Source organism: Asticcacaulis sp., from assembly GCF_020217185.1.
Classification (GTDB): domain Bacteria; phylum Pseudomonadota; class Alphaproteobacteria; order Caulobacterales; family Caulobacteraceae; genus Asticcacaulis.
In genome coordinates this window covers 1-10,000 of record NZ_JAIWNX010000085.1, presented here as the reverse complement: position 1 = coordinate 10,000, position 10,000 = coordinate 1, and the positions used below count along the sequence as shown (strand labels likewise).

12 protein-coding genes and 1 pseudogene are annotated in these 10,000 nt (G+C 60.7%); 6 read left to right on the top strand and 7 right to left on the bottom strand.

From position 1 onward, the window contains the following. A pseudogene (locus LDL37_RS04255) lies at positions 1–998 on the bottom strand (hypothetical protein); the annotation flags it as partial. 113 nt (positions 999–1,111) lie between these two features. Between LDL37_RS04255 and LDL37_RS04250 the strand changes: the two are divergent. The 4 genes from LDL37_RS04250 to LDL37_RS04235 all read left to right on the top strand — a co-directional run bounded on the left by LDL37_RS04250 (position 1,112) and on the right by LDL37_RS04235 (position 4,664). Beyond that, on the top strand, positions 1,112–1,612 hold the full coding sequence (locus LDL37_RS04250) for a peroxiredoxin (protein ID WP_366509214.1): 501 nt from the start codon (positions 1,112–1,114) through the stop codon (positions 1,610–1,612). A 245-nt stretch (positions 1,613–1,857) separates the two neighbouring features. Next, the gene (locus LDL37_RS04245; RefSeq protein WP_290794838.1) at positions 1,858–2,997 is read left to right on the top strand and encodes a peptidoglycan DD-metalloendopeptidase family protein; all 1,140 of its coding nucleotides are present in this window, start codon (positions 1,858–1,860) and stop codon (positions 2,995–2,997) included. Continuing rightward, positions 2,981–3,556 carry a polymer-forming cytoskeletal protein gene (locus tag LDL37_RS04240; protein ID WP_290794835.1) on the top strand — a complete coding sequence of 192 codons (576 nt, stop codon included), beginning with the start codon at positions 2,981–2,983 and terminating at the stop codon, positions 3,554–3,556. The genes LDL37_RS04245 and LDL37_RS04240 overlap by 17 nt, the downstream gene beginning before the upstream one ends. A 202-nt stretch (positions 3,557–3,758) precedes the next feature. Then, a complete protein-coding gene (locus LDL37_RS04235) occupies positions 3,759–4,664 on the top strand; it encodes a YihY/virulence factor BrkB family protein (RefSeq protein ID WP_290794832.1) in 906 nt (301 codons plus the stop codon). 58 nt (positions 4,665–4,722) lie between these two features. On the opposite strand, the gene rplL is transcribed toward LDL37_RS04235, so the two are convergent. Next, positions 4,723–5,109 carry a 50S ribosomal protein L7/L12 gene (gene rplL, locus LDL37_RS04230; protein WP_013480213.1) on the bottom strand — a complete coding sequence of 129 codons (387 nt, stop codon included), beginning with the start codon at positions 5,107–5,109 and terminating at the stop codon, positions 4,723–4,725. 39 nt (positions 5,110–5,148) lie between these two features. After that, positions 5,149–5,667, bottom strand: a complete 519-nt coding sequence (rplJ, locus tag LDL37_RS04225) for a 50S ribosomal protein L10 (RefSeq protein ID WP_013480212.1) — start codon at positions 5,665–5,667, stop codon at positions 5,149–5,151. A 390-nt stretch (positions 5,668–6,057) separates the two neighbouring features. Here rplJ and ftrA point away from each other — a divergent pair, with 390 nt between their 5' ends. Then, positions 6,058–7,086: a transcriptional regulator FtrA gene (gene ftrA / locus LDL37_RS04220; RefSeq protein ID WP_290794826.1), complete on the top strand. Its 1,029-nt coding sequence runs from the start codon at positions 6,058–6,060 to the stop codon at positions 7,084–7,086. Continuing rightward, a complete protein-coding gene (locus LDL37_RS04215) occupies positions 7,070–7,690 on the top strand; it encodes a tRNA-(ms[2]io[6]A)-hydroxylase (protein ID WP_290794821.1) in 621 nt (206 codons plus the stop codon). The genes ftrA and LDL37_RS04215 overlap by 17 nt, the downstream gene beginning before the upstream one ends. A 7-nt stretch (positions 7,691–7,697) precedes the next feature. Here LDL37_RS04215 and LDL37_RS04210 read toward each other — a convergent pair whose 3' ends face one another. The 4 genes from LDL37_RS04210 to rplK all read right to left on the bottom strand — a co-directional run bounded on the left by LDL37_RS04210 (position 7,698) and on the right by rplK (position 9,582). Beyond that, positions 7,698–7,997: a type II toxin-antitoxin system RelE/ParE family toxin gene (locus LDL37_RS04210; RefSeq protein ID WP_290794817.1), complete on the bottom strand. Its 300-nt coding sequence runs from the start codon at positions 7,995–7,997 to the stop codon at positions 7,698–7,700. Next, a complete protein-coding gene (locus LDL37_RS04205) occupies positions 7,994–8,242 on the bottom strand; it encodes a type II toxin-antitoxin system ParD family antitoxin (RefSeq protein ID WP_126423911.1) in 249 nt (82 codons plus the stop codon). Before LDL37_RS04205 ends, LDL37_RS04210 begins: the two co-directional genes overlap by 4 nt. A gap of 213 nt (positions 8,243–8,455) precedes the next feature. Next, positions 8,456–9,142 carry a 50S ribosomal protein L1 gene (rplA, locus tag LDL37_RS04200; RefSeq protein WP_126423912.1) on the bottom strand — a complete coding sequence of 229 codons (687 nt, stop codon included), beginning with the start codon at positions 9,140–9,142 and terminating at the stop codon, positions 8,456–8,458. 11 nt (positions 9,143–9,153) lie between these two features. Further along, positions 9,154–9,582 carry a 50S ribosomal protein L11 gene (rplK, locus tag LDL37_RS04195; RefSeq protein ID WP_290794811.1) on the bottom strand — a complete coding sequence of 143 codons (429 nt, stop codon included), beginning with the start codon at positions 9,580–9,582 and terminating at the stop codon, positions 9,154–9,156. Positions 9,583–10,000: the final 418 nt, after the last annotated feature.

The following is a 10,000-nucleotide window of genomic DNA, read 5'->3' as shown; positions in this document are numbered from 1 at the left end:
GTATCAATGTAGCGCGAGTCGAGCCGGAAGGTGGTGAAGCGCACGGTGCGCGTTTTAGGGACGTAGTCTGCTTTGAGGCTCAAGGCGTCAAAAGCCTGTGCTGACTTGCCGAAATCATAGCTGCCCTTGCCGGCAGAAATATCGAGAAAGGCGCTCTCGATGCCGGTGCGCGCCGCGTATTTCAGATTGCCGCGCCCGTTGATCGCCGCGCGGAAATGCGACAGCCCTTTCAGCGCGCCCGCCGACGGGAATATCTGCGACGGGATAAGGTCACGGATTTCGGCCTGAACCTCGGCCGTGCGCAGGTCCGTCTGCGCCCGCGCGTCCAGCATAAGTGAGGCCTTGCGCCCCTGCGTTTCGACGTCCAGACCGATTTTTGAGCGGATCAGCCTGTTGCGTTTGGAAAAGTCGATCTGCGTCACACTGGCGCGCCAGTCGAGCGGCGTCCCCACCTGCCGGAAGGCCAGGGTGCCATTGGTCAGATGGACCTCGCGCGTATAGCTGAGCGGGCGGCCCAGCGTCTCCTTGCCGGTCAGGTCGTAGAAGAGGCGCTCAACCGCAAAGGCTTCGGGATTGCCTCTCGCCTCATAGCCCAGTTCGATGCGGCCATTGGGTGACGCCGACAGCGCCACAAAAAACCGGTCCGCCGTCAGCCGCGCCGGGGCCAGATGCCACCAGATCAGGCTGTCGAGCGCCAGCGCCGCCTCCATCTGATCGGCCGAGGCCACGGTGCGCCCGGCCTTGTCCTTCAGCAGCAGGTCGTCAAACCGCAGACCCAGCGCGTTGGAGTCGTGGAACCACACGAGATCGAGGTGTTTCAGGCTGGCCTCGGCCCCCGGAATGGTGCGCTCCAGCCGCGACACGATCAGGAAGCGCAGCCCGTCAATGCGAATGGGCCCCTGCGACAGGCACCCGACAAACACCAGCGCCATCAACAGAATGACGCCGCTCAGGCTAAGCCTCCAGTGTTGTCTGAGCTGGGTGATCAGGCTATTCACGAAGATCCGAACGCACGCGCCGGGCGTACCACAAAACGAAACCAATAAGACCGCCAGTGTGCGGCGTTCTTTTTCTCATAAGATTAACCGAAGGCATTGTCATGGCAAAAAATTTGTCAAAAAAGTCAGCTGGCGAGTCCGCAGCCGACGCATTCGCGCCCTTCCCTCTGCCCGACTTCACCCTGCCCGGCGATGATGGCCAAAACTGGACGCCGGACAGCCTCAAAGGCCGCTGGACCGTGCTGTTCCTCTACCCCGCCGACAACACCCCCACCTGCACGCAGGAAGCCATCGACTTTACCGCCGCCGTGCCGCAGTTCGAGGCGCTGGGCGCGCAGGTGCTCGGCCTGTCGAAGGATGATCTCAACAGCCACGCCCGCTTCAAAACGAAACACGCCCTGACGCCTGTCCTGCTTTCGGACACCACGCCGGGCCTGATCGAAGCGCTTGGGGCGTGGGTTGAAAAGTCGATGTACGGCAAAACCTATATGGGCACCGACCGTTCCACCTGGCTGATTGATCCGCAAGGCGTGGTGCAGGCCGCGTGGCGCAAGGTGCGTATCAAGGGCCACGTTGAGGCCGTTCTCGACACACTGCGCGCAAAAATCGCCTGAGGGGATAAATTCCCTATTGACACAATATTTTCACAATAACTCCGTTACGCGGCACTTTTCTTGAAACAGGCGATTTTGTCCCTCTCAAAACGGGACATATCGCCTGAAAACCCCCAACTTAACCTGCTGTTTTAAAACAGATTACAGGTTAGGTGTGCGGCGCATCATCCGGCGATTCGATTAAGGCTTGCCAAAGCGCATTTGGTTAAGTCATAATTAAAATCAAGTGGAAGGGCGCGGGTGTTATGCCTAAGAGAAGCTTTCATCGCCTGAGGAGCGCTCTGGAACAAACCTTTCCGGAGCGGCATCTTTACATCCGCAGTGGCGACGAAACCCACGGTTACATTCTCAGCACAGGCAAACAATTCGGCTTTGCTGTACTGGCCACCATCGGTCTGACCTGGCTGGCCATGAGCACCGGGGCGGTCTTTTTCATGGCCATTTCCGGCGGTAACGGCGCCGAAAAGCAGATCATGATGGCGCGGGCCCAGTCCGAGCGCCTCGTCGCTGACCGTCAGGCGCGTCTGGACGTGCTGATGAAGCAGAGCGAAGCCTCCTCCGGTTCGCTGGAGCAACTGGCGCAAACGGTCGAAAAGCGCCACGGCGCGCTGGTCCAGATTCTTCAGGATTTCAAAGGCGTCCCCGGCGCGGCTCCGGCTCTGGCCCCGGCGCGCATCGACCCGTCCATGCCGCCGGTGGAACGTATCTATGCGGTGCGTGCCGAACAGGAACGCATGGTGTCCAAGGCTGAGACATTCGCCAAGTCGCGCGCCGAGCGTCTGCGCCTGGCCTTCCGTCTGGCCGGGCTCAATCCGCAAAGCTATGCCGGTGCGGGCTCAAGCGCGCTTCTGGAAACGCGCGACGCCAAGGAGCTGGCGACGTTTCTCGATGTCGATCAAGGCTTTGCCGAACGTATCCGCAGTGCGGCGCTCAATCTTTCGGACATGCGCGGCCTCGAAAAGTCGTCGCGCGTCCTGCCTTTTGCCCGCCCCACGGTCAATACGCGCATGACCTCTGGCTTCGGCGTGCGCTTCGATCCCTTCACCCGCCGGCCCAAAACACACGCTGGCCTGGATTTTGCTGGACCCTTCCTGACGCCGATCCATGCCACGGCGCCCGGCATTGTCTCCTTTGCCGGGGTGCGCAATGGCTATGGCAACTGCGTCGAAATCGACCACGGTAACGGCTTCAAGACCCGTTACGCCCATATGCAGTCCTTTGCCGTGCGCGCCGGTCAGCGCGTCGGCGTCGGTCAGCGGGTGGGCGCGATGGGCTCAACGGGCCGCTCCACCGGTGTTCACCTTCACTATGAGGTCTGGCTCAACGGCCGTCCTCAAAACCCTGCGCGCTTCGTAAAGGCTGGAGACTATGTTCAACAAAACTAGCAAACCCGTCCGTCCTCAGTCCGACGCCAGTCGCGCGCCGGTCAAGGCCAACACCCCGCCGCCGCTGGATATGTCCACGGTCAGTATGAAGACGTCCGGCGCTCCGGCCCCGGCTCCGGCGGCCCCCACTGTGTCGCGTGGCGCCCCCTCGCTTCTGGCCGCGCATCTGCGCATCGAAGGCAATATCAACGGCACGGCCGATCTTCAGGTCGATGGCAATGTGCGCGGTAATGTGAAGGTCGCCCACCTGATCGTCGGTGAAGCCGGCAATATCGAAGGCGATGTCGAAGCCGAAACCATCGAAGTGCGCGGTCGCGTCGTCGGCAGCATTTCGGGTAAGGCCGTCAAGCTCTATTCCTCGGCCTATGTCGAAGGTGACATCACGCACGAAAGCCTGTCGATCGACATCGGGGCCTTCTTCCAGGGTCGCTGCCTGCAAAGCCGCCCGGCTCAGCCCGCCCCTGCCCCGGTGGTTCAGACCGCCCCGGCCAGCTATACCAGCGGCGACGCCACGGCGATGAACAGCTATGATTTCAACGCGCTGTCGGACCTGAAATAATACCAAGAGTCATTCTCAATGACTCTTGGTGTTCCGTTCGAGACGGTCTCATGTCGCTGATACATATGAGAGAGTCTCGTGTCTTCAACGGCCGGATGCGGTCAGCATCTTCGGCCGTTGGTATAAGGTCTGATCGAAAGTTTGGGATAAGACGCCGGAAAAGGATTGATCTTTTTCCGGCGTTTTTGCGTTTGATACCCCTATGACCCATACGCCCCCACCTGCCCGTCCGCCCCTGAGCCTCAGCCTGCTGGGGCGTATGCTGCTGGAAGCCCTGCACGAATGGAATGAGGACAAGGCCCCGCGGCTGGGGGCGGCGCTGGCCTTTTACAGCATCCTGTCCATCGGGCCGCTGCTGCTGATCGTCACAGGCATAGCGGGCATCGCCTTCGGGCGTGAGGCGGTGAATGGCTATATGATGGCCGAACTGAGCGCCCTGATCGGCGATCAGGGGGCCGGTGCCGTGCAGACCATGCTCAGCGGCGCATTCAATCCGCAACAGGGGTTGGTGGCCACGGTCATCGGCTTTGTGACCCTGATCATTTCGGCGACCGGCTTCTTTGCCCAGCTTCAGGAGGCGATGAACGACATCTGGAACGTTGAACCGCCGCGCCTGCACTGGAAAGTCTTTATCCAGAAACGGCTTCTGTCGTTTGCGCTGGTGGTCGGGATCGGCTTTCTGCTGCTGATCTCTCTGGTGGTGTCGGCGGGGCTGGCGGCCTTCAGCGCGTTCATTTCGCCCTATATCCCTGCGCCCGTCATGGCCCTGATCAATCTGATCCTGTCGTTCGGCGTGGTGACCTTCCTCTTTGCCATGACCTTCAAAATTCTGCCCGATGCGCGCATCGAATGGAGCGATGTGTGGGTCGGCGCGGTCATTACCGCCGTGTTGTTCAGCTTCGGCAAGCAACTGATCGGCCTCTATCTGGGGCAAAGCGCCCTGTCCTCGGCCTATGGAGCGGCCGGGTCGCTGATCGTGCTTCTGGTGTGGATCTACTATTCGACGCAGATCTTCTTTTTTGGTGCGGAGTTCACGCAGGTCTATAGCCGCCACCTGGGCAAGACCATCCAGCCGAGGCGCAAACGCAAGGCTGCCCCGGAAATGTAAAAAAGCCCGGACCTTGCGATCCGGGCTTTCTGTTTTAACTTCCCGAAGAAAGGCGAAATTACTTAACTTCGACCTTGGCGCCGGCGTCTTCCAGCTTCTTCTTGATGTCAGCCGCTTCTTGCTTCGAAACGTTTTCCTTGACGGTCTGCGGAGCGCCTTCGACGAGGTCCTTGGCTTCCTTCAGGCCGAGCTCCGAACGGATGCCACGGATTTCCTTGATCACGTTGATCTTCTTGTCGCCGCCGTCAACCAGGACGACGGTGAATTCGGTTTGCTCTTCGACGGCTTCAGCCGGAGCGGCAGCAGCGCCACCGGCTACGGCAGCGACGGCGACCGGAGCGGCGGCCGAGACGCCCCACTTGTCTTCGAGGAGCTTCGACAGTTCAGCAGCTTCCAGAACGGTCAGGGCGGACAGGTCGGCGACCAGTTGTTCGAGTTTGGACATGGTATTTCCTTAAGGATGAGATGGGTTGGGAATGAGCTGTTAGGCGTTTTCTTTGGTCGCGTAAGCGTTAAAAACGCGAGCCAGTTGGCCGGCAGGCGCCTGAAGCACGCCAGCAACCTTGGTCGCCGGGGCCTGAAGCAGACCGATGAGCTTGCCACGCAGTTCGTCCAGCGACGGCAGGGTGGCCAGAGCCTTGACGCCATTGGCGTCGAGGACGGTCGTCCCTTCCATGATGCCGCCAACGATCTTGAACTTGTCATTCTCTTTGGCGTACTGGGCGGCGATTTTCGCGGCCGTCACCGGATCATTGGCGTAGGCGAGCACGGTCGGGAACTTGAACAGGGCATCGCCTTGTTCACCCGCAGCGCCAGCCAGAGCCTTCTGAGCCAGACGGTTCTTGAACACTCTGAGAACCGCGCCTTCCTTACGAAGACGCAGACGCAGATCAGCCATTTCCACAAAGGTCATGCCCGAATACTGGGCAACAACCACGGAGCCGGATTCGGCGAAGACGCTCTTAAGCTCTTCAATCGATTCGGCTTTTTTAGCGCGGTCCATTGTGGCCTCCAATTGAGGATTGCTTTGCGGGACAATCCCGCAAAGGTGAAACGACTTAAACGTCCCGGTTACCCGGAACGGCAAAGTCACTGTCCATGATGAGAGGCAAAGGCAACCAGACCACGCTGCCCTTAAGGCAGACATGAAATCCTAGAGGCGTTTCGCGTCCCGTCTATATTCGGGTTCCGGCGGCTACCGGAAACTTATGGAACAGGCGGCCCCTGCTCCCACGAAGGTCTCGGACAGAACGGAGGGAAACCGAAATTCCCACACCGAGGCGGCTCCCTTACCCGTAAGTCGCCGCAAAAGCAAGAGGCCCCTGACATTTATTGCGTTGGCCGCGGTTCAGCGCTATGGCTTTTGGCAGATATTGCACTGAAAGGCAAAATTATGCCAAAGCCCCTGCTCAATCACGATGTCTGCGCCCTCGCCTTCGACGGGATGCCCTTGTTTGAGTTTTCGATTGCCGTTGAGTTGTTCGGGCTGGAACGTCCGGAGATGGGACCGGACTGGTATCGCTTTCAGGTGGTCAATGTCGAAGACGGTCCCTGCCGCACGACGGCGGGCCTCTCACTCACGGCCACAGGGCCGCGCGAGTGGCTGGAGACCGCGGGCACGCTGATCATCCCCGGCTGGCCGCTGGACAAGCCTATTCCTGAGGATTTGGTGGCGCTGATCCAGAGGGCCTATGCGCGCGGGGCCCGCATCGTCACCATCTGCTCCGGGGCCTTTGTGCTGGCCGCCGCCGGGCTGCTGAAAGGGCGGCGCGCCACGACCCACTGGAAATATGTTGAGCACGTCAAATGCCACTGGCCGGAGGTCGAGCTGGTGCCGGACGTGCTGTATATCGATGAGGGGCAGATCCTGACCTCGGCCGGGAGTGCCGCCGGGATCGACCTGTGCCTGCACGTCATCCGCCGCGATTTTGGCCCCGAAGCCGCCAACAAGGTCGCCCGCCGTCTGGTCGTGCCCCCGCACCGCGACGGCGGTCAGGCGCAATATATTCAGAAGTCCGTGCCCATCGAATATGAGCGCAACCGGCTGGGGCCCCTGCTCGACTATATGCGCGAATGCCTGGATCAGCCGCACACGGTGGCACAACTGGCCCGCCGCGCGGGTATGAGTGAGCGCACCTTCCTGCGCCGCTTCGAAGAAGCCACCGGCACGACCCCCGCCAAATGGCTGATGCAGGTTCGCTTGCAAACCGCACGCGACCTTCTGGAGGCGACGACGGACAGTATCGACCTCATCGCCCACACCTGCGGTTTCGGCAGCGCCGCCAACTTCCGCCACCATTTCCGCGAACAGCTTTCGACCACGCCGACGGCCTACCGCCAGACCTTTCAGCGTTTACCGCCTGCGGCGACTTGCGCGCCGTCTTCGGATTTGGCAGAGGCAGGCTATGCGTACCGATCTTGACGACATACTGGCCTTTCTGGGCTCTGCGACACCGCCCGAATGGATTGAAGCCGCTCTGGCCCATCAGGACATACTCCTGCTCGATCACAAGGCGTGCGAGTACAAGGCGGCTTCCAACGCCATCAACCTGATGGCTAAGTATCAGACCCATGCCGAGCTGGTGGACGCCATGAGCCGGCTGGCGCGCGAGGAGCTGGTCCACCACGAACAGGTGATGAAGCTGATCAAAAAGCGCGGCATTGCCCTGCGCCCGCTATCGGCGGCGCGTTACGCCTCCGGACTGCGCACAATGGTCCGGCGCAGCGAACCCGGCATGATGACCGATATTCTGGTCATCTCGGCCTTTATCGAGGCGCGTTCGTGTGAACGCTTCGCGGCGCTCTATCCGCATCTCGATGACGAATTGGGCAAGTTCTATAAAGGCCTGCTCGACAGCGAAGGCCGCCACTTCCGCAGCTATCTCAAGCTGGCGCACCTCTATGGCGACGCCGATGACATCGCTGCACGCATCGACGCCATCCGCCCGGTGGAACAGGCCCTGATCCACGACCCCGACCCGGAGTTCCGCTTCCACAGTGGCTTACCGGCACTGGTGGCCGCCTGACAGAAAACTACGCTTCTTTGCCCAGTAACGGTGGATGGTCCTGTGCCGCGTTCAGGACATGGATAATCACGATCCGGGCCGCTTCAACGCGATAAAAGATCAGATAGCGCCTGAACGGCTTGCGCCGGATGCCGGAGGCTTCAAATCCTGACACCAGAGGATAGGCCAAGGGCATATCGGCCAGCGCTAGAGCCGCCTCCACGATTTCATTGACGAAGCTGATGGCGCGCGCCCGGCTGTCCAGCGCTATATAGTCGGCTATGGCCTCAAGGTCTGACTCAGCCGCCGCCGAAACAACGACCTTCATGTGTCAGAAGCGTATTTGGACAACAGACGCGCCCGCACCTCTTCGATGTCGGTAACGCGCCCGGCTTCAACGTCAGACACGCCGCGCGTCAGGGCATCGTTCAGTCGGAGGCTCTCGTTTTCACGGGCCTCCAGCATCCGCACGCCCTCACGCAGGATTTCGCTGCGCGAACCGTAACGGCCGGAGGCAATCAGATGGCTGACCACTTCTTCCAGATGCGGACCCAGATTGACGCTGCCGGACATGGGACACCTCCATTATGAAATACTAAACCTCACCCCGGCAGACCGCAAGTCAGACGCAAAAAAGCCGCCCCGTTGCCGGAGCGGCTTTTTAAAATCGTTAAATCGGGATGGCGTAGCGAAAACCGTTAGCTGATGAGGAACGGAGCCCAGCGTACTTCAGTACGTGAGCACCGTATCGCAAGCAGATGAGGGTTTGCCGCCCGTCAGCGCGATTTAGAGCGCGGAGGACGTATCGACCTTCACGCCCGGGCCCATGGTCGAAGACAGCGAGATCTTCTTCACATAGAGACCCTTGGCACCCGACGGACGGGCCTTCACGAGGGCGTCCACCAGAGCCTTGGCATTGGCTTCGAGCTGTTCGACCGTGAACGAGGTCTTGCCGATGCCGGCGTGCACGATACCGGCCTTTTCGACGCGGAATTCGACGGCACCCGACTTGGCGTCCTTGACGGCCTGAGCGACGTTCGGGGTCACGGTGCCGACCTTCGGGTTCGGCATCAGGCCGCGCGGACCCAGCACCTTACCGAGGCGACCGACCAGAGCCATCATGTCCGGAGACGCGATAACGCGGTCAAAGTCCATGAAGCCGCCCTGAATCTTTTCGACCAGGTCTTCGGCACCGACGACTTCGGCACCGGCGGCCAGAGCTTCCTCGGCCTTCTTGTCCTTGGCGAACACGGCGACGCGGACGTCCTTACCCGTGCCCGACGGCAGTTGAACGACGCCACGGACCTGCTGGTCGGCGTGACGCGGGTCAACACCCAGGTTGACGGCGATTTCGACCGACTCGTCGAACTTGGCCTTGGCATTGGCCTTCACGACGCCCAGAGCGTCGGTCAGGTTGTGCAGCTTGTCGGCCTCGACGTTCCAGGCCTGAATGCGCTTTGCAATCTTGGTCATCAGAATTCCCCTTAATCGACGATCTTCAGACCCATCGAACGGGCCGAGCCCTCGATGATCTTGGCGGCGGCGTCGATGTCGTGAGCCGAAAGGTCCTTCATCTTCTTTTCAGCGATGTCACGCAGTTGCGCCTGCGTGATCGAACCGGCCGAGTCACGACCCGGCTTCGACGAGCCCGACTTCAGGTTCAGCGCCTGCTTGATGAAGAAGGTCGCCGGCGGCGTCTTGGTGACGAAGGTGAACGACTTGTCCTGATACACCGTGATGATGGTCGGGAGCGGCGTGCCTTTTTCGACGTTTTCGGTGCGGGCGTTGAATTCCTTACAGAAACCCATGATGTTGACGCCGCGCTGACCCAGAGCCGGGCCGATGGGGGGCGAAGGCGTGGCAGAGCCGGCCTTCACCTGGAGCTTGATGTAGCCCAGGATTTTCTTAGCCATTGGATATCTCCATAAAGTCCCGATCTTTTGGGACGTTGTGAGCCGTGGTGCGGGTCGCCCCTTCCACGGATTTAGCTCCGTCCGAAGACGAAGAGCGGGTGCCTTAGACGAAAAGCCCCGTCACCGCAAGGGCGATTATGCGGTTTCGTGGCAAACCCAGAGCCTCCGGCGAGCAGAGGCACAGCCCCTGCACCCGGTTTAGAGGCGCGAAATCTATCCCCGCCATAAAAAGCGCGGTTACCCTTTGGGGCATGACCGAGACGACGGACCTGGCTGGCTCTCTGACCCCCGAACAGCGGCGCGAACATTTGCGCGCCTATGCGGACCGGATGCTGCTGGCCTTAAGCGCGATGGACGCGCCTGAAACGCCGGACGCGGTCACCAAGGGCATCCGCACGGCGCTGATGATCGAGCGCCT

Coding starts and splice junctions, on each gene's coding strand:
- LDL37_RS04245 (WP_290794838.1), top strand. CDS start 1,858: ATGCCTAAGAGAAGCTTTCATCGCCTGAGGAGCGCTCTGGAACAAACC.
- LDL37_RS04240 (WP_290794835.1), top strand. CDS start 2,981: ATGTTCAACAAAACTAGCAAACCCGTCCGTCCTCAGTCCGACGCCAGT.
- LDL37_RS04235 (WP_290794832.1), top strand. CDS start 3,759: ATGACCCATACGCCCCCACCTGCCCGTCCGCCCCTGAGCCTCAGCCTG.
- rplL (WP_013480213.1), bottom strand. CDS start 5,109: ATGTCCAAACTCGAACAACTGGTCGCCGACCTGTCCGCCCTGACCGTT.
- rplJ (WP_013480212.1), bottom strand. CDS start 5,667: ATGGACCGCGCTAAAAAAGCCGAATCGATTGAAGAGCTTAAGAGCGTC.
- ftrA (WP_290794826.1), top strand. CDS start 6,058: ATGCCAAAGCCCCTGCTCAATCACGATGTCTGCGCCCTCGCCTTCGAC.
- LDL37_RS04215 (WP_290794821.1), top strand. CDS start 7,070: ATGCGTACCGATCTTGACGACATACTGGCCTTTCTGGGCTCTGCGACA.
- LDL37_RS04210 (WP_290794817.1), bottom strand. CDS start 7,997: ATGAAGGTCGTTGTTTCGGCGGCGGCTGAGTCAGACCTTGAGGCCATA.
- LDL37_RS04205 (WP_126423911.1), bottom strand. CDS start 8,242: ATGTCCGGCAGCGTCAATCTGGGTCCGCATCTGGAAGAAGTGGTCAGC.
- rplA (WP_126423912.1), bottom strand. CDS start 9,142: ATGACCAAGATTGCAAAGCGCATTCAGGCCTGGAACGTCGAGGCCGAC.
- rplK (WP_290794811.1), bottom strand. CDS start 9,582: ATGGCTAAGAAAATCCTGGGCTACATCAAGCTCCAGGTGAAGGCCGGC.